Here is a 17,115-nt window from a genome sequence, read left to right on the forward strand (position 1 = left end):
AAGGAACTCAACCATGTGCCTGTCGATTCGAAAGGAGCCGCACACCCCCTATTGGTCATTCAGCGACCCAATAGCCTTTCATGCATCTGCAAATCAACGTGCACTATATGAACTAAGGGGGCGGTACCATTCAAGCCTTGATCCAGAACTGTTACGTTACCTGGCTTTCTGCTACCAGGTTGCTAAATAACCACTCACTGAAGCTCCGCGCCAGCGGGTTGTTCTCACTATCACGGTGGGTCAGCAAGGCCCAGTTGGGGCCACGAATGGTTTCCTCGACCAAGGGTTGTAACAGCCCATTGGCGCGCGCTTGCCGACTCAATAATTGGCTAACCAAGGCGATACCGAGCCCGGCACAAGCGGCGTCCAACAGCAGGCCGGGGTCGGAGAAGTTCAGCCCCTGATCCTTCTGACCTACATCTATGCCAGCCTCCACCGCCCAGTGACTCCAGTCCATTTCCCGCTCACCATGCAGGGTTGTGCGCTGTTCGTTGGGCACTGCCAGCAGGCTGGGGTGGCAAGCTGGGTACAGACGGTCAGCGTGCAGCACCTTGAAGCTGCATTCGGCCTGGGAGCTGATGTCATCTCGCACAGCGAGGTCGATGGTCTGGCTCGTCATGTCTGGGACTTCATCGGTACTGAATATCCAGAGATCAACTTCCGGATGCTGGCGGCGGAAATCTTCCAGGCGTGGCAGTAGCCAGTGACGGGCGAACGTTGGGGTGGTGTTGAGCACTAGTTGGTTGGGTTTGTGGTACTGCCCAAGGCGGCGAATTCCGACGGCAAGTTGCTGCAGCAGCGCCTGGGTGGTACTGAGCAGGTCGTGACCCGCATCGGTCAGGCTGACGCTGCGTCCATTGCGAAAGAACAAGGGTTGTTCAAGGTACGCCTCAAGGCTACGAATCTGCTGACTGATTGCCGACTGTGTGAGGTGCAACTCTGCGGCTGCCTTGTGGAAACTGCCCAGCCGGGCGGCGGCTTCAAAGCCGCGAAGGGTGCCGAGAGGCGGCCAGTGCTTGAGCATATTGATAAGTTTCTCTAATCATTTCTCTGCAAAATCCATCGTTTGTTTACCTGTTTTTGCAGACGTAGCATGCATGCCAAGACCGCATAGGCAGTTTTCATTGAACACAATGACTTAACTCAAAGGTACTTGTCATGCAGCAGAGTGAAATTCAAAACAGTGGTTGGTTGATGCCGGCGGAATGGGTCAAACACACAGCGACCTGGATGGTTTGGCCGCACAACAAGGCACTCTGGGAGTCTGGTTGGGGCGTGACGTTGCCTCTGGTGCAAGAGGATTTCGCTCGCGTGGCCAACGCCATTGCCCGTTTTGAACCGGTAAAAATGGTCGTTGACCCTTCTGCTGTAGCGAGTGCAAAAGCATTGTGCGGGTCGAACATTGAGCTGATCGAATTGGCAGTGAACGACAGCTGGTGCCGGGACTCCGGCCCGAGTTTTGTCTGCCACCCGCAACAGGGTCTGGCCGGTGTCAGCTGGCGCTTCAACGCGTGGGGCGGTAAGTCGGCCCATGACCTAGACGAAAGCCTGGCTCGCCGCGCACTCAATCACCTCGGTGTGGAGTGTTTTGGGACCCCGCTGAGCAACGAAGGCGGCGCCATTCATGTGGACGGCGAAGGCACCCTGATCACCACTGAGTCGGTATTACTCAACCCCAATCGTAACCCAGGCATGAACAAGGCTGAGATGGAGGAGATCTTTACTCGTCTGCTCGGCGTGAAGAAGACCGTCTGGCTGCCGGGCGATCCAGACTATGTGACCGGCGACATGACCGACGGCCATGTTGATGGCGTGTGCGCTTTCGCCCGTCCTGGCGTGCTGCTGGTGGACGCCACTCACGACAGGAACTCGGTGTATGCCGAGGTTGTACGAGAGAACCGTCGCGCGTTGGAGCTGGCAACCGATGCCCACGGTCGACCGTTTGAGCTGATCGAACTGTATGAAGCCACCGATGCCGTGGACACCGAGGCCGAAGTTTTCTGCGCCTCCTACACCAACTTCTACATCGCCAACGGCGCCATCATCATGCCGGCCTATGGCATTGATGCCGACAAGGTGGCTGCCGACGTGTTGGGTCAAACGTTCCCCGGGCGGGAGGTGGTGCCGGTGCGGATCAATCATCTGGCCCATGGCGGCGGCGGTGTGCATTGCATTACCCAGCAACAGCCAGCCTGGCCACTGAAGGGTTAATGCCATGACCATTCTGACTGTTGCCACAACTCAGATGCCCTGCACCTGGGACTTACAACACAACCTCGATCAGGCTGAGCAGTTGGTGCGTGAGGCGGCCGCCAAGGGCGCCCAGGTCATTCTGCTGCAGGAGCTGTTTGCCACTCCATATTTCTGCATCGAGCAGAATCACAAACACCTGGTGCTGGCCGAGGAGTATCAAGACAGCAGCGTACTCAAGCGCTTTGCCGCGCTGGCCAAGGAGTTGGGGGTGGTGCTGCCGCTGAGCTGGTTCGAGAAGGCGGGCAATGCCTACTTCAACTCGCTGAGTGTGGCCGATGCTGATGGGCGCCTGCTGGGCGTGTATCGCAAGACACATATCCCCAACGCCATCGGTTATCAGGAGAAGGAATATTTCAGCCCTGGCGATACCGGCTTTCGTGTCTGGGACACCGCCTTCGGGCGCATAGGGTTGGGCATCTGCTGGGATCAGTGGTTCCCTGAGACCGCCCGTTGTCTGGCGTTGATGGGCGCCGAAGTCTTGCTGTTTCCCACTGCCATCGGCTCAGAACCTGGCTGTGCGGCGCTGGATTCACGTGACCATTGGCAGATGACCATGCGCGGCCATGCCGCCGCAAACATCCTGCCGGTGGTGGCAGCCAACCGCATCGGCCGAGAAGTGGCGACCACCGATCCGACCCTGCAGATGAACTTCTACGGCTCGTCCTTTATCTGCAATCACAAGGGCAAGCTGTTGGCCGAGGCTGACCGCGACAGCGCCGGCGTGCTGGTACACAGCCTGGACTTGTCCGCCATGCGCGAAGAACGCCTGACCTGGGGTATCTACCGCGACCGCCGTCCAGAAATGTATGGGGCGCTGTTAAGCCTGGATGGTCGACACATAAATGCTCGCTGGAATACTCAAGGGGTTTGACATGAACGTTACCAACAAACTATTGCTCTGCTCCTTGGGATTGGCTCTAAGCGGTGCCTTGTCGTCGGCGCAGGCGGAGGAAAAGACCCTGAAGTTGTACAACTGGGCCGATTATTTCGCCGAGGACACTCTCTCCAGGTTCACCGCCGAAACCGGGATCAAGGTGATCTACGACGTCATGGATGGCAGTGAGACGTTGGAAGCCAAGATGATGGCCGGCGGCAGTGGTTATGACCTGATCTTCCCGGGCGACACTGTTGGCGAACGTCTGATGCGCGCCGGCAGCCTGCAGCCGCTGGACAAGTCAAAGCTCACCGCCCTGGATGACATCGAGCCAGGTCTGCAGAAGCTACGCACGCATTATCTCTACTCGAGTAAGGCCACCGTACCCTACACGTGGGGCACAATCGGCCTGACCTACAACACCGAGCAGATCAACAAGCGCATGCAAGATGCGCCGGTGAATAGTTTGGATATGCTGTTCAAACCGGAACTGGCCGCCAAATTTGCGGACTGCGGTATCTCCCTGATCGATTCGCCGGACGAAGTGCTGGCGGTAGCGCTCAACTACCTCGGCCGTGAGCCGCGCAGCGCCAAGCCAGAGGACTTGGCCGCGGCCAGTGAACTATTGCTCAAACTACGGCCGTACATCCGTAAGTTCCAGTCGCAACCGGTGACCGATCTGGTTAACGGCAACTTGTGCCTATCGCTCGGTTACAGCGGGGATATGACTCAGGCGCAACGGGCTGCAGATGCCGCAGGCAAGAAAACTACGTTTCAGTATCACGTTCCGCGCGAAGGCACCACGGTGTGGATGGACACCATGGCGATCCCTGTCGACGCCAAGCATCCAGAATACGCCTATGCGTTCATCAACTTCGTCATGCGTCCGGAGAACATGGCAGCCATCAGTAACTTCACCGGTTACCCCACCTCCAATGCCAAGGCACGTCCGAGCGTCGATGCAGTGATGCGTAACAACCCGGATATCTACCTCGATGACGCCACTTTCCAACGACTGATCCCGGGCAAAGACATTCCCCAAGCTGATATGCGTGCGCGCATGCGGGCGTGGACCAAGTTCAAGACAGCTTCCGTTAAATGACGTCAAAAGGGTTTCAGGCTCGGCACATTCTCCGTAGCAGCTGGCGAAGCCTGCGTTCGGCTGCGCAGCGGCCGTAAATCCGGCCTCCACGGTTAACCTGAAAAAACGCGGTGTCTGATTTTACGACTGCTGCGCAGCCGAACGCAGGCTTCGCCAGCTGCTACGGATCGTGTAGCGGCTTAACTTATCGGCAATAAGTCTTGCCTTGGATTGGCAAAATTGGCGGCTGCAGGTGCGGTCCGCCAAGACAAAGCACGACAAGAACAGAGAGGTACGCATGTCGACACGTCGTGAGTTCATCAAGCAGGTATCGGCCGTTGCCAGTCTGGGCGTCGCCGCGTCCATGGGGCTGGGCCTAAATGCTTCCCGGGTGAAAGCAGCCATCAAGGGCAGCTGGCATATGCCGGACGAGGGCGACAAACACCAGCGGGCCTTCGTCGCTTTTGGTGCACAGGAGGCCATCCACGAGGACTTCACGCCTTATGTGCAAGATGCCTTGGGCCGGATAGCCCGCACCATCGCCAAATATGAGCCGGTAACCGTGTTCTGTCGCGAGAGCGAGCGGGATCTGGCTGAAGAAAAATGCGGTACGGGCAACATCACCTTTGTGGTCACGGAGCTGGACGATATCTGGATGCGCGATATCGGGGCCAGCTTCGTCATCGATGGAGAAGGTGGGCTCGGCGCGGTGGATTTCAACTTCAACGGCTGGGGCAACAAGCAGCAGCATGCCGATGATGCACAACTGGCCTCGTTGGTCGCCCGGAAAGCTGACGCCAGCTATATCCGCAGCCAGCTGGTTGGCGAGGGTGGCGGTATCGAAGTGGATGGCCATGGCACGGGGATCATGACCGAAAGTAGCTGGATCAATACCAACCGCAATCCCGACTGGAGCAAGGCAGACGTAGAGGAAGAGCTGAAGAACAGGCTTGGCTTGCGCAAAATCATCTGGCTGCCGGGAATCAAAGGCAAGGACATCACCGACGCCCATGTCGACTTCTACGCCCGCTTCGTCAAGCCGGGAGTGGTGATCGCCAACCTCGACAACGACCCTGAGTCCTATGACCACGCAGTGACGCTTGCTCATTTGGACATTCTCAAGAATGCCACTGATGCCGATGGCCGCAAGCTGCAAGTGCACACCGTATCGCCTCCGCTCAATCCGCGAAAAAGTATGTTCAGCAAAAACAATCCAGACTTCGCGCCAGGCTATATCAACTACTTCGTGATCAATGGTGCGGTCGTTGCGCCCGAGTTCGGTGACAAGGCGGCAGATACGAAAGCCTTTGATCTGTTGTCTGAGCTCTACCCAGACCGTGAGGTGGTGCAGTTCAATATCGACGCAATCTCCGCTGCTGGTGGCGGCATCCACTGTGTGACCAGTCACCAACCTTTGGCTTAGCCTGGATCAACTCGTTGCCCTCTACAAACGCTAGATCCTGAAACGAATAAGGCGCCAAAGGCGCCTTATTCGTTGTTTAAAGTAGATCCGGACAGCACTTCCCCAATCAAGATTGTTGGGCGGTAGGCAAGACAGTTTTCTGTGCTGCATATCCGTATCGCTCGAATGTCGGCGTTTGGCTGTGGATTCAACCTTTCTGGCGAGTTAGCAGCCAGTGCTGTCGGCGGATTTACCCCACGGATGCGCACTAGCGACGATAGTAGCGGTGATCGTCCTCGTAGCGGTGCTGCATGGCCCGATCATGATGGCGCTCCCAATCACGACGGCGTTCGGCTTCCCGGCGGTCTTGCTCTCTACGCCAGTTGTCTCGGCGCCAATCGTCTCTACGATCGTGCCAACGGCCGTCATGCCAGTATCGGTCGTCATGGGCAAGCAACGGCCCTGGCTGCTTGCCGGCCATACTGGCCAAGGTCGGCCAAGGGTTGCCGGCAGCCTGGACCGGAGCCTGAACGGCTGCGAGTTCAGTTGCGAAAACAGGGTTTGAGGTTTTCATCTGTGTTGCTGATGCCGAGCCCACTGCCGCGAACGCGAACAGGCCGAGGAGCACCATCCGTGGGACATGAAATTTCATGAGCGAAGACAACCTCTGATTGACAATTGGACGTGTGGCCATCTGGCTGCGGGAAACCTTCGGGTCGCGCTTACCGAGCTTTATGTGCTTATTCACATAGACCGATAAATAGGGAAAAGTTCTAGGAAGCCGCCGCATAAATAGCTAACGGCCTCACGCTTGGCGCTCTGCGCAGTCAATCTGATGGCGGCCAAGAGGTACTTGCAGCAAGTTGGGGGATAAATACGCCTGCAGCACGGGCTGCTGGCCCGCCAAGCCGCGAAACCGCGCTGAAACCGGCCCGAAATAGCAGCGCACGCCCACTGGGTTGTAGACATCAAGCAGAAAACGTCGACGAAGTGCGAATCGGGTATTTGTTCAGCGCCTCCCTAGACGTATTTAGAGGCCGAATATACGTGTGCAGTCGGCACGGGCGCCAAAGCGAAGGGGCTTGCAATGAGGGGGAGTCCATATACGGGCATAGAAGAGCGCCCCGTGTGCTCGGGGCGCTTGGCAGGCTTAGTGGCCGGGATCGGGGTTACTTCGTGCCTCGGGCCGCCTGTTTGATGATTTCGGCGACCGCTTCAGGCTTGGACACATAAATGGCATGGCTGCCCGACGCCGCGACCACCGTTGCGCCCGTGCGCTTGGCCATCATCTGCTGGACGGGCGACGGGATTAGACGGTCCTGGTGGCGACGAGATACCCGCTCGACTTCGACTTCCAGGTCGCGGAGAACCTGGTCTCCATACAGCTCTTCTTGCTCATTTCTTTACTCCTTGTGGAGGGAGGGTTGGCGGTGAATTGGTTGGCGCTCAGCTGTGCGAAAAGTACTGCTTCAGGCCATACACGAGGCCGGCGAAGGGCATGCCGAGCGCAGCGTAGACGGCTTCTGCTTCGGGCGCAGCATTGTCGGCCAGAATCTCAACGGCGACGTTCGAGTAACCGACGGGGATCACGCCGGCCTGCTGCATGCGTGCCACGCCCATGGCGACTTGCGTCTGGGTGAAGCCGCCGGAAGCATCGATCACTGCATAGCTGTTGTAGCCGTCGGCAATTGCCGAGATCGCCGGGAAGGCGAGGCAAACGTCGGTCGAGATACCCGTCACGATCAGGTTCTTGCGGCCGGTCGCTTTGACCGCATCGACGACGCGACGCTCGTCCCAGGCATTGACGGTGGTACGCTCGATGCGCTTCACGCCCGGCAGGGCTTCGGCGAGTTCGGGGATCAGCGGCCCCCACATTCCCTCGGTTGTCGTGGTGACGATGATCGGCAACTTCAGCGCCAACGCTGCCTTGGTCAGGCCGACGACGTTGTGCTTGAGGGCTAGTGTGTCGATGTCGCGCACGCCGGTGTAAAGGCCGACCTGATGGTCGACCAGTAGCAGGATGGCATTTTCGCGGGTCAGGCGTTCGTAGAGATGGGGCGAGTTCATGGCAAGGTTCTCCGGGGCGAGTTGGGATTCCTTAACATTAGAATTGGGACTGTCTAAGAACAATTAGGCAAAATGAGAACCATCGTCTACACGATGGGACGATAAGTCGACGCGAGAGGTCGGCTGCCTTGTGCACCGAGGGCTGGCGATGCTCGATCTTAATGACGTCTACTACTACGCCCAAGTGGTCGAACACCAAGGCATCACGGCTGCGGCTCGGGCGCTCAACGTACCAAAGTCTAGCATCAGCCGGCGCATTCTCGCGCTGGAGGCGTCGCTGGGTGCACGGCTGATTCAGCGCACGTCACGGCGTTTCGTCGTGACGGAGATCGGCGCGGAGTTCCATCGCCACGCGCTGGCCATGCTGGTCGAGGCCGAGGCGGCGCAAAGCGTCGTGCAGCGTCGCACCGCCGAACCGAGCGGCACCATCCGATTCACCTGTCCGGTGGCGTTTGCGCAGTTGGCGCTGGCTGAACTGATTCCCCGATTCATGGCGGCTTACCCGCGTGTGCGCATCGTGCAGCACGCAACCAATCGCTACGTAGACCCCGTGCAGGAGGGCTTTGACCTCTGTCTGCGGGCACATGACGCACCGCTGCCCGATTCGTCGTTGGTCCAGCGCTCCATCGCCCAGATCCCCTGGTACCTGTTCGCGGGCCCAAGCTATGTCGCTTGTAAAGGCATGCCCAGCGCGCCCAACGCACTGTTGGAGCATGACGGTATAGCGCTCGGCAGTGGGCAGGAAAATTACACGTGGCACCTGCGCGATGCACACCAGTCTGATCAGACCGTCGTCGTTCCTTTCATGCCAACTTTGGTGAGCGATGACATGGCAACGCTCAAAGCAGCCGCATGCGCAGGTTTGGGGATCGTTGCGTTACCGGGTTACGTTGGCTCCAGCGAGATTGAGCAGGGCCAGTTGGTTCGTGTGCTGCCTCAGTGGATTGCGGGCCTGGCGACGATGAGCGTGCTGATGCCGTCTCGCCGCGGTCTGCTTCCATCAGTGGGCGCGTTCGTTGAGTTTCTCGCGGAGCACGTGCCGACGGCAGTTCAATGAGTTGTCTAGTCGACAGTAAAGGAACGCTGGAAGGAAGAGGGAATGGGATGAAGCCAACGGCGTCAGTGGCGCCGTTGGCCCACGGAACGTCCATTCCTGGCCGATACCTGCCGGTTCGGATGCCCTGCGCAGCGTCCGGTTTGATCTGCATTGAGTCGTTGCCCACTACAAACCTGCGGGGCGGGTCAAAATGGCTGTGGCTATTTCACCGAGCCTCTTTGCCTGATATCCCCGCAAAAAATATCTACGTCACCATCTGTTGGTGCAGTTCGTACAACGATGGAGTACTCACCGGAAAGCAGGACTGGCATTGCGACAGGTGCGCCTCTTGAAAAAGTCCAGCCGCGTATAGCTTGGCGTTCGGTGTTGACCTGATCATTCATTGCGTAGGCGACTGGCCCGGGTTGCTGGCAGCTGCCTTTATTGATGAAGGTGTAGAGGCGCAACGGCAGCGAGGCTCCGCTTGGAACACCACTGATGAAGAAGCTGAATCCGGTTTGTTTGTCCCAGCTTGTCAAAATTGCATTGCCGATCTGACCGAGGTTTTGGTGGGTGGCCACCAAAGGAACGGTCACTCCATGGTCTGATGAAGTGGTGCAGCCGAAGAGGCTTGCGGTGACCATTAGCGCTGCAAGTGAGTTTCTGAGCTTCATTGCCAACCTCCCGCGTCGAAGAACTGCAAAGGGAGATTAGCGGGTATAGCTCATTAATCGCCTCCCAGCCGACAGCTGCCGGTCTCGAAAGGCTGCTGCGTTGATGGAGGTGATCTTATTATTGTGGTCCTTGGTTGGCACTGGGCAGACCACATCACCACCGATTACATTCATTCCGCGCATTCCGTGGAAAACCTGCATGACATCCCACATGCTTAGACCTGGATAGCCAGGCTCTGTGTTGGAGACACCGGGTGCATGCAGTGGGTCAAGTGAGTCAAGATCGAACGTAATGTAAACCGGCGTATCACCAATGGTTTCGCGGATCTCTTTGAAAACTGCCTCGGCCCCTATCCGGTGCAAAACCTGTAGTGGGCAGATGTGACGAGAGCGCTGGTCAGCTCGCGCCACATGGCATCAATCGACTTGGCTGAAGGCCAGAAAACAAGCTTGCGCACTGCCGGTTTTCGCTAGGCGCGCCAATGATAAGGCATAAGGCCATCATTGGTGCAGATGAGTCCCCAAAAACGCGCGGGCACATACGGACAACGGTCACTTGCATTCACTTGTGCGCTTTCTTGCCTCAATCCGAGGTTGAAATGCCTGCTCGAACTGTTTCCAACAGAATCGGCCGTTTCCCGTCAGTCGACACCAGGCTCCAACACCACCAATAGCTCCACCAAGTCTGGCCCTGCACCTTCCAGGCAGCCCAAGTCAGCGTTCAAGGGAGCGGGGCGGGTCACCGGCGCAACTTACTCGGGTGCCGCCGGCACCGGGAAGGTAAGGCCGAACTCCTTGGCTATCTCCATTATTCGGGGTAAATCTTCAGGCACTTTGAGTTGATCCATGGCCGCAAAAAAATTGCCGCCTCTGGGGTCAGAGACCACACCGAGAATTTTCGCGGTTGCGCTTATGTTCTTGTAAGCATGTACGGTCCCACCCGGGATATGAACGTAACCACCGGTTGCTACTGTGGTGGACTTGCCTTCCACAGTAACCTCGACCTGCCCATCCATTACGTAGAACGCCTCGTCCCAAGGGTGAAAGTGGGGCGGTGGCCCGCCGCCTTTCACACCCTCCTGAATATGCACTTCGAAGGGTTTAGTGATATCCCCGCCGGCGAGAATAGTTATTGCCTCTCCGACGACATTGACAGGTTCGGGTGTTTTATCTGCTTCGATAATGTGAACCGTTCGCATGATTTCTCTCCGATGGATGAATCTACACTCACCATTATATTCACTCAGAGAACACCTGCCGGAACCGGCTCTTGGGTCCACCTGACGTCACGGACTCCAGCGCATCGCAACCGCCGCCTGGACGCAGACCAGCGCTGCATCGCATTGCGATCTGTCGCGTATGGCCGTCGGTCGGCTTGATCGGGTCTTCGTGAACAGGCATGTCGATATGGCGTCTACCGGATCGACTAACAAGCAGATCGATCTGGAATCGAAGACGCGATCCGCCCAAGGTCGATTGCACCTATTCACGTAATTCAGGCAGGAGATTAATCATGTCCTACGTCGATGGCTTTATTGCCGCCGTGCCAACCGCCAACCGTGAAAAGTTCAAGCAGCATGCCGAATCCACTGCGGCAATTTTCAAAGAGTACGGTGCATTGAGTGTTGTTGAGTCTTGGGGGGACGATGTGCCCGAAGGCAAGCTGACCTCTTTCCCGATGGCAGTGAAACTCAAGGAAGGCGAGACGGTGGTCTTTTCATGGATCATCTGGCCAAACCGTCAAACGCGCGATGCAGGCATGCAGAAGTGCATGGCCGACCCCCGGCTGAAACCCGACCTCAACCCGATGCCCTTCGATGGTCAACGGATGATCTTCGGCGGCTTCGAGATGATGGTGAACGTGTAAGCGTCGCGCTTCTCGAGTCTGCAGCCCAGGTAAAGGCTGCGCTCAGTTAAGGCGTGCAGGCTCTGGCGCCTTAGCTTTATGCACGTGACCTATCGAGCCACTCCACCGACGTGCGCCAGATGCAAATCCCCAGAAAATAAGCTGACATCACGAGCCACAACCCCATCACCATAGGGTCGATGTCGGGATGGTTGACGACCAATAACGAGCTGCACAGCAGCCAAACGGAGGTGACAGCAATGTTGATCGGCATGAACCGACGCACGCGAAAGGGGTGAAGAAACTTCATCCGGGTCATCGTCAGCAGTGCCAGCCCGATAATGGTGATCAACGTTAGCCAGGGCGTTGGGGCAATGATGTAAAGGCACAGGGCGACGATGTTCCACGCTGCGGGAAAGCCCTGAAAATAGTTGTCCTTGCTCTTCATGTTTACGTTGCAAAAGCAAAAGAGCGACGAGACCAGAATCAGCGATGTGCTCAGCAGTAGCGTGTAGTCCGGCAGCGGGACATAGCGATAAATGAACAGGGCCGGGATAAACACATACGTCAGGTAGTCGATGACAAGATCCAGGACGGACCCGTCGAAACCCGGCAATACGGATTGGACATTGACCTTGCGTGCCAGCGCCCCGTCCAGTCCATCCACTATCAAAGCGACGCCGAGCCACAGCAGGCAGGCTTTTGGCTGATTCTCGAATAATGCGATGGTCGCCAAAAAGGCAGTGACCACGCCGGTGGCGGTAAAACCATGGGCGCCCCATGCTTTAAGCCTGGCTATGCGTAGAGTCGATATCACGGGGACGTTCTCCAGGAAATGAAGCAGACCGGTTACCACCATCGACGGGGTCACCGGCAAGCCTGGCTAGGCTGCAACTATCGACCGGGTATCCGACGATAAGGTTCACCAGCAGGACATTTTTGGGGCAACCAAGCCACAACAGCATAGCCACGGACCAGCGAAACATCCCTTAACTGGATCCGCTCAGGAGAAGCGCCGTTACGTGGTAATTTCCGCCTCCCCATAAATTATCTTCGACGGACGACTTCAATGCGCCCAAATGGAACAATCTGCGTACCGTTTCTCTTGCTTGCCTGTACGACGTTTTTCGGCACCTTCGCAGCCGCGAGTACGGAGCCAGATATCGACAGCCTCGTACACGACGCTGCCCAGTCGGTGATGCAACAGCACAATATTTCGGGGCTGGCTATCGCCGTTACCACGAATGGTAAACAACAGTTCTACAACTACGGCGTGGCCTCCCGGCAAACCGATCAAAAGGTCACCCGCGATACGTTGTTCGAGATTGGGTCGATCAGCAAGACGTTTACGGCAACACTGGCCACTTACGCTCAGGCCAGCGGCCGGCTTTCACTCACCGACAATCCCGGTAAGTACCTGCCGCAACTCAAGGGCAGCGAATTGGACAAGGTGACGCTGATCAATCTGGGGACCCATACAGCGGGAGGCTTTCCCCTCCAGGTTCCTGACAATGTCCAGAACAACGAACAGTTGATGGGCTACTTCAGTACGTGGCAACCGCAATTCGCCCCCGGCACTCACAGGACCTACGCCAACCCGAGTATCGGGCTGCTTGGTGTGATAGCGGCCAAAAGCTTGAACATTCCTTTTGAGGAGGCGATTGAGGCCCGGCTCTTCCCGAAACTCGGCATGCGCAATAGCTACATCAATGTGCCGTCGAGCAAGATGTCGCTCTATGCACAGGGCTATGACAAACAGGATGCTCCAGTCAGGCTAAATCCTGGAGTGCTTGCAGCCGAAGCCTACGGGGTTAAAACCAGCGCCTCAGACTTGATTCGCTTCGTTGAGGCGAACCTGAATCTCGTCGAGACAGATGCCAGGCTCAAGCGCGCGATCGCCGATACCCATATCGGTTACTTCAAAGTCGGGCCGATGACCCAGGATCTGATCTGGGAGCAGTACAGCTACCCGGTGCAACTGGATACGCTGCTGGAGGGCAACTCCGACAAGATGGCCTACGAGAGTCAGCCTGCTACTGAACTGATCCCGCAGCTGCCTGCGCAACAGGCAGTCTGGATTAACAAGACCGGCTCTACCAACGGCTTTGGAGCATACGTGGCCTTCATTCCTGCGAAGAAGCTTGGCATTGTGATACTGGCCAACAAGAATTATCCCAACGAGTCCCGTGTGCGCCTGGCGCATCAAATCCTGAGCAAGCTGGATTGCTGCTCGCGAGCAAAAAACTGAGGTCATCCACGGTCCGCTTTCGGCCAGGCTGTGAGCCCTTCAAGCTGATCTTGAAGATGCTCATCTGAACGTTCGATGGAGAGCCTGCACGACGGTGCAGGTGCTGCCTGAAGGGCTGGCCCCGGGAATACACATGGATGAGCGTCATCAGCGAGGCGGCTGAAATTCCCATAGCCGATGTCCAGATACGCGATCTGCGGGCAAAAGCTGCAACGGACAATGAAGAATAAGCCGGGAACATTCGAGAGGCGCGCGACCAGCTCGGTCATACCACTATCGGTATGACGGAGCATTACATCAGGACGCGCGAGGGGATTTAGGTCACACCGATGCAATGACCGAATTGCGGCAAGATTCAAAAACTTCGGCAATAAAAACAACAAGGTCCTGTATGAAATATCTCGCGCAAGCCCTTGATAAAGCCCCCTGAGCATACCGACTCTTCGCGGTTATCACGCACCTGGGATTGTGATGATTGCATAACTCCGCCACTCTCCTCCGGCGCTCTGCCGCCCGAACACAATCCCAAGCTAACACTGCATTTCGTCGCTTACACGGGTTCAATTTACCTTGCCCGATCACTGTGCATACAACCAGCATTTGAGTTGAAGTAGTAGACTATGCGGGCAACTGGCCAATGGGTGAGAGTTAAACGCTACTTCGCGGCATATTTCGTGCCGCGTGGATCGTTAAGCTTTGCCTGCAACAGCTCCCACTCACGCTGAATGATCGAGTAAGGGACAAAGATGCTGATCCTCTCAGCTCCCTTTACGCCGGGGTGAAAGCTCAAATCGTGCAGTGTAGTGGAGTAAAAACCCATATTGATGCCGACAATACAGCCGTCACTGGCGATGACTGGCCCACCCGACATCCCCTTGATCGTCGGGGCATCATCGATGGCATAGCGATCGCCGCTGCCTTCATCGGTATTGATGAAAGGCGCTTGATACACCTTGCCTTTCCCGGTGACGGTCGTCAGGTACGGGCTCGCCCCCACGGCAGTTATTTCCTCGCCCGCACGCGGTGCGCGCCATGACGGGTAGCGGCCGTTGGCCTTGTGCTGGATGAAGACGAGGTCGCAGCCTGTGCTGCAGCTGTATTTCACGTTAGGGATGAACGGGGTGTGGCGGGTGGTGACGGCGTAGTCCTCGTTCCATTGCACGGCCGAGGCCATATATAGATACGGCAATGGAAAGCCTGAGAAAACTAAAAAGTATGAATTGTTAGCAGGCCCCGACAAGTCGGGTTTTACAAAGCCGTTGCATCCTGCAATTACTGCTCCTATTACAAAGTAGGCCATGAACTTGATCATGATGTATCACCGACTTAATAGGGAAAATACGATTGTTTTTTTTGTTGTCAATTTTTTGATGTCAGTCTTTTGTCGGGGTGTAGTTCTCCTCGCCGTTTGGTCTAGTTGAATACTTTGTTATTTATGGCTGAGGTTGTAATAGAGCGTATGAATTAATCGTGCTAAGACCAATCGCTTTTCGATCCATCCTAATGAGTGCAATATTTGGCGCCTGAAAAATGGCGGAGTTGCGAGTAAATAAAAAGAGTCTCTATGGGCTCCTTGATTAATAAGGGCGGACATCGCCTCCGTCATATGTGTATGTAGAGTCCTGATTATTCTGGATTTTTTCTTTTGCTGGGTTTGGGGTTGGAATACTGAAAAGCGATGCGCCCAATAACTATCATGGAGAGTGTTTTTTAACTATTATGGAAGTGCTCCATGACTATTATGGAAGTCCTCCGTAACTATTGTGGAAGTTTTAGCAAGGGTGGAGGTTCTAAATTCCCCAAGGCTGCCGAGAAGCCCGAGGTTTATGTCGAGAAGGAGTTGCAACGCAGAGACAGGCCGGGAACTCAAGCTTGAAAGCACTGCTTGTTACCTTGGTATTGAAGTGGACGACGCCCTGGAAATGGCGGAGCAGACGGAGGTTTGAGAGTCTGCTACAGCGACCGTTGAACGGTCGCTGTTCGGCCCAAAGACATTCCACACTGAGTCTGTAGCTGCCGAAGGCGGCGTCCTGCCACGATACGTTGGTGCACGCGAACGCAGCCTGCGACAGCGTGCTGCTACAAAGAGGTGTTTTATCAGGGCGTCTGCTTTGGACACGAAGCGACTGGTCTGACACAGGGTTGTAGGCGCGGATTTATCCACGAAGAAGGCACCGCGGTGTCTCAGACAGACCGCGCGCGGGTTTCGCGGATAAATCCGTCCCACAGCGTGGTACTTGTAGATGAACAAACCCCTTCGAGATCAGCCGTGCAACTCGCCGCTTTCCAATTGCCGGGTTCGCTGCGACTGAGTTTTGTCGGTCAACGGCCAGGCTGTAGCCGGCTGAGTAGCCCGCGGTGATGGCCTGGCAGCCGGGGGAGGGCGATGGGCAAGCCGCGCCGTCCGTTGTTAGCGCAAAGACGCGTTATGATGACTCCGCCCAGCGCTGGTCCTTGAAGCCACGGGCAAGCCTTAACCCTCGGAGTCAGAAGTTCGATGTTCACTATCACCCTGTTTGAAACCCCGCCCCCCGAGCCGATCAAAAGCCAGATCCTGCAGATGGTCGTCGACTACCTAACTGATATCAGCATGGTGGCCATCGCGCCGAGCAATCCTCTCTACAACCTGTATCAATACGGTATCGGATTCGAGGTTCATCTTTACTTGGACGCTATGGACGGTTCTAAAGGCATTCCAGTTGAATTGATCGTGGCGTTGGATGCCGAGACCCCTTCCACGGTCGTCGGCTTCTTGCTGTATCTGCCGGTGAAGGACGATCCCGAGGCCTGCGCAGTGGCCTATATGGCTGTGCGGGCAAGCCATCGAGGTCGGGGTGTCGCGCGCGCGATGCTGCAGGAAATGCTCGGTCGATACCCTCATGCCGAGCTGGCCTGCAACGTTGGTAAGGTGCCGTGTTTCGAGTCGATGGGGTTTCAGGTTTTGGGTGCGCGTGGTCCTCAGGTAGTCATGAATACCCGTGACCACGGTACGGACGGCCTGTTGGCGGTGTTGGACGTAGCGCCGATCTATAGCTCTGTGGAAGTGCGGCAGATTCATACTTATCTGCTCCAGCAACACGGAAAAAAAGCGATGGTGGATGCCGAGAAGAAGCGCGACCGGCATCTCGACCAGATGACACGCCACGCGAAGGCCTTTGTGCTGGACCGTCTTGGAGAGGTCGCATTGCAAAACACCGGGCACGGGCCACGCTTGCTCTAGAGGGCGTTGAGTCTCTTGCCAGGCTCGAAGTCGGCCAACTCCGTTCCTGCATACGAGTCGTCTTGAGTGGCGCTTTCGACCCGGTGGATCTGCCCGTCACGACCGGCACAGATCGGCCAGCAGCGGTCACTGGGATGCGCCTAGAAAACGAGTTGATTTAATGGGCATCAGAAATGACTGTGTTTGCCGCCACGATGGCTGATATCTTTCCCGCGCACCAAATCGCATCCAATCAACGCTGATCCCATCAAGGAAGATAAAAACAATGAAAATATTATTCATCGCTTCGCTAGTGTGCTGTCTCAGAAAAAACGTTCTCTTTGGACTGTGATGCCATCGCCTCTCGCGCACGCTGGATCTTGCGCAAGATGTCTTCACCTTTTGCATTCCAGACGTATAGGCTTGGCTGAGCAT

Annotated in this window: 17 protein-coding genes and 1 pseudogene; 8 read left to right on the forward strand and 10 right to left on the reverse strand. The window is 56.5% G+C overall.

What is annotated here, in order from left to right; translation table 11 throughout:
• Window positions 1-151: 151 nt before the first annotated feature.
• Window positions 152-1,024, reverse strand: a complete 873-nt coding sequence (locus ACZYSM_RS26455) for a LysR substrate-binding domain-containing protein (RefSeq protein WP_489076186.1) — start codon at window positions 1,022-1,024, stop codon at window positions 152-154.
• A gap of 134 nt (window positions 1,025-1,158) precedes the next feature.
• On the opposite strand from ACZYSM_RS26455, the gene ACZYSM_RS26460 reads away from it, so the two are divergent.
• The 4 genes from ACZYSM_RS26460 (at window position 1,159) to ACZYSM_RS26475 (ending at window position 5,631) form a co-directional block, all read left to right on the forward strand.
• On the forward strand, window positions 1,159-2,211 hold the full coding sequence (locus tag ACZYSM_RS26460) for an agmatine deiminase family protein (RefSeq protein ID WP_489076188.1): 1,053 nt from the start codon (window positions 1,159-1,161) through the stop codon (window positions 2,209-2,211).
• Window positions 2,212-2,215: 4 nt separating this feature from the next.
• Window positions 2,216-3,124 carry an N-carbamoylputrescine amidase gene (gene aguB / locus ACZYSM_RS26465; protein ID WP_489076190.1) on the forward strand — a complete coding sequence of 303 codons (909 nt, stop codon included), beginning with the start codon at window positions 2,216-2,218 and terminating at the stop codon, window positions 3,122-3,124.
• A gap of 1 nt (window position 3,125) precedes the next feature.
• Window positions 3,126-4,229, forward strand: coding sequence for an extracellular solute-binding protein (locus ACZYSM_RS26470; protein ID WP_489076192.1), 1,104 nt, complete (start codon window positions 3,126-3,128; stop codon window positions 4,227-4,229).
• Between the two features lie 277 nt (window positions 4,230-4,506).
• Entirely contained in the window at window positions 4,507-5,631 is a 1,125-nt protein-coding gene (locus ACZYSM_RS26475) for an agmatine deiminase family protein (protein WP_489076194.1), read from the forward strand.
• A 247-nt stretch (window positions 5,632-5,878) separates the two neighbouring features.
• On the opposite strand, the gene ACZYSM_RS26480 is transcribed toward ACZYSM_RS26475, so the two are convergent.
• Both ACZYSM_RS26480 and ACZYSM_RS26485 read right to left on the reverse strand, forming a co-directional pair.
• Window positions 5,879-6,262: a hypothetical protein gene (locus ACZYSM_RS26480; protein WP_489076196.1), complete on the reverse strand. Its 384-nt coding sequence runs from the start codon at window positions 6,260-6,262 to the stop codon at window positions 5,879-5,881.
• A 794-nt stretch (window positions 6,263-7,056) separates the two neighbouring features.
• A complete protein-coding gene (locus ACZYSM_RS26485) occupies window positions 7,057-7,677 on the reverse strand; it encodes an isochorismatase family protein (RefSeq protein ID WP_489076198.1) in 621 nt (206 codons plus the stop codon).
• A gap of 148 nt (window positions 7,678-7,825) precedes the next feature.
• Between ACZYSM_RS26485 and ACZYSM_RS26490 the strand changes: the two genes are divergently transcribed.
• Entirely contained in the window at window positions 7,826-8,734 is a 909-nt protein-coding gene (locus ACZYSM_RS26490) for a LysR substrate-binding domain-containing protein (protein ID WP_489076200.1), read from the forward strand.
• Between the two features lie 200 nt (window positions 8,735-8,934).
• Here ACZYSM_RS26490 and ACZYSM_RS26495 read toward each other — a convergent pair whose 3' ends face one another.
• The 3 genes from ACZYSM_RS26495 to ACZYSM_RS26505 all read right to left on the reverse strand — a co-directional run bounded on the left by ACZYSM_RS26495 (window position 8,935) and on the right by ACZYSM_RS26505 (window position 10,586).
• Window positions 8,935-9,387, reverse strand: coding sequence for a hypothetical protein (locus ACZYSM_RS26495; RefSeq protein WP_489076202.1), 453 nt, complete (start codon window positions 9,385-9,387; stop codon window positions 8,935-8,937).
• A 36-nt stretch (window positions 9,388-9,423) separates the two neighbouring features.
• Window positions 9,424-9,798 carry an arginase family protein gene (locus ACZYSM_RS26500; protein ID WP_489076204.1) on the reverse strand — a complete coding sequence of 125 codons (375 nt, stop codon included), beginning with the start codon at window positions 9,796-9,798 and terminating at the stop codon, window positions 9,424-9,426.
• Between the two features lie 341 nt (window positions 9,799-10,139).
• Window positions 10,140-10,586 (reverse strand): cupin domain-containing protein, encoded by a 447-nt coding sequence (locus ACZYSM_RS26505; RefSeq protein ID WP_489076205.1) that lies wholly within the window; start codon window positions 10,584-10,586, stop codon window positions 10,140-10,142.
• 314 nt (window positions 10,587-10,900) lie between these two features.
• Here ACZYSM_RS26505 and ACZYSM_RS26510 point away from each other — a divergent pair, with 314 nt between their 5' ends.
• A complete protein-coding gene (locus ACZYSM_RS26510) occupies window positions 10,901-11,254 on the forward strand; it encodes a DUF1428 domain-containing protein (protein ID WP_489076206.1) in 354 nt (117 codons plus the stop codon).
• 76 nt (window positions 11,255-11,330) lie between these two features.
• Here ACZYSM_RS26510 and pcsA read toward each other — a convergent pair whose 3' ends face one another.
• Window positions 11,331-12,050 (reverse strand): phosphatidylcholine synthase, encoded by a 720-nt coding sequence (gene pcsA, locus ACZYSM_RS26515; protein ID WP_489076217.1) that lies wholly within the window; start codon window positions 12,048-12,050, stop codon window positions 11,331-11,333.
• A gap of 252 nt (window positions 12,051-12,302) precedes the next feature.
• On the opposite strand from pcsA, the gene ampC reads away from it, so the two are divergent.
• Entirely contained in the window at window positions 12,303-13,481 is a 1,179-nt protein-coding gene (gene ampC / locus ACZYSM_RS26520) for a class C beta-lactamase (protein ID WP_489076207.1), read from the forward strand.
• A gap of 2 nt (window positions 13,482-13,483) precedes the next feature.
• On the opposite strand, the gene ACZYSM_RS26525 is transcribed toward ampC, so the two are convergent.
• Both ACZYSM_RS26525 and ACZYSM_RS26530 read right to left on the reverse strand, forming a co-directional pair.
• Window positions 13,484-13,750 carry a hypothetical protein gene (locus ACZYSM_RS26525; protein WP_489076209.1) on the reverse strand — a complete coding sequence of 89 codons (267 nt, stop codon included), beginning with the start codon at window positions 13,748-13,750 and terminating at the stop codon, window positions 13,484-13,486.
• Window positions 13,751-14,136: 386 nt separating this feature from the next.
• Window positions 14,137-14,793: a S1 family serine peptidase gene (locus tag ACZYSM_RS26530; RefSeq protein WP_489076211.1), complete on the reverse strand. Its 657-nt coding sequence runs from the start codon at window positions 14,791-14,793 to the stop codon at window positions 14,137-14,139.
• 1,185 nt (window positions 14,794-15,978) lie between these two features.
• Here ACZYSM_RS26530 and ACZYSM_RS26535 point away from each other — a divergent pair.
• On the forward strand, window positions 15,979-16,701 hold the full coding sequence (locus ACZYSM_RS26535) for a GNAT family N-acetyltransferase (RefSeq protein ID WP_489076213.1): 723 nt from the start codon (window positions 15,979-15,981) through the stop codon (window positions 16,699-16,701).
• A 289-nt stretch (window positions 16,702-16,990) separates the two neighbouring features.
• Here ACZYSM_RS26535 and ACZYSM_RS26540 read toward each other — a convergent pair.
• Window positions 16,991-17,115 (reverse strand): annotated as a pseudogene (locus ACZYSM_RS26540) (IS630 family transposase); the annotation flags it as partial.

The organism is Pseudomonas sp. F220, assembly GCF_057813935.1.

Excerpts from the sequence above, each read along its gene's own strand:
- ACZYSM_RS26455 (WP_489076186.1), bottom strand. The coding sequence starts at position 1,024 with ATGCTCAAGCACTGGCCGCCTCTCGGCACCCTTCGCGGCTTTGAAGCC.
- ACZYSM_RS26460 (WP_489076188.1), top strand. The coding sequence starts at position 1,159 with ATGCAGCAGAGTGAAATTCAAAACAGTGGTTGGTTGATGCCGGCGGAA.
- aguB (WP_489076190.1), top strand. The coding sequence starts at position 2,216 with ATGACCATTCTGACTGTTGCCACAACTCAGATGCCCTGCACCTGGGAC.
- ACZYSM_RS26470 (WP_489076192.1), top strand. The coding sequence starts at position 3,126 with ATGAACGTTACCAACAAACTATTGCTCTGCTCCTTGGGATTGGCTCTA.
- ACZYSM_RS26475 (WP_489076194.1), top strand. The coding sequence starts at position 4,507 with ATGTCGACACGTCGTGAGTTCATCAAGCAGGTATCGGCCGTTGCCAGT.
- ACZYSM_RS26480 (WP_489076196.1), bottom strand. The coding sequence starts at position 6,262 with ATGAAATTTCATGTCCCACGGATGGTGCTCCTCGGCCTGTTCGCGTTC.
- ACZYSM_RS26485 (WP_489076198.1), bottom strand. The coding sequence starts at position 7,677 with ATGAACTCGCCCCATCTCTACGAACGCCTGACCCGCGAAAATGCCATC.
- ACZYSM_RS26490 (WP_489076200.1), top strand. The coding sequence starts at position 7,826 with ATGCTCGATCTTAATGACGTCTACTACTACGCCCAAGTGGTCGAACAC.
- ACZYSM_RS26495 (WP_489076202.1), bottom strand. The coding sequence starts at position 9,387 with ATGAAGCTCAGAAACTCACTTGCAGCGCTAATGGTCACCGCAAGCCTC.
- ACZYSM_RS26505 (WP_489076205.1), bottom strand. The coding sequence starts at position 10,586 with ATGCGAACGGTTCACATTATCGAAGCAGATAAAACACCCGAACCTGTC.
- ACZYSM_RS26510 (WP_489076206.1), top strand. The coding sequence starts at position 10,901 with ATGTCCTACGTCGATGGCTTTATTGCCGCCGTGCCAACCGCCAACCGT.
- ampC (WP_489076207.1), top strand. The coding sequence starts at position 12,303 with ATGCGCCCAAATGGAACAATCTGCGTACCGTTTCTCTTGCTTGCCTGT.
- ACZYSM_RS26525 (WP_489076209.1), bottom strand. The coding sequence starts at position 13,750 with ATGACCGAGCTGGTCGCGCGCCTCTCGAATGTTCCCGGCTTATTCTTC.
- ACZYSM_RS26530 (WP_489076211.1), bottom strand. The coding sequence starts at position 14,793 with ATGATCAAGTTCATGGCCTACTTTGTAATAGGAGCAGTAATTGCAGGA.
- ACZYSM_RS26535 (WP_489076213.1), top strand. The coding sequence starts at position 15,979 with ATGTTCACTATCACCCTGTTTGAAACCCCGCCCCCCGAGCCGATCAAA.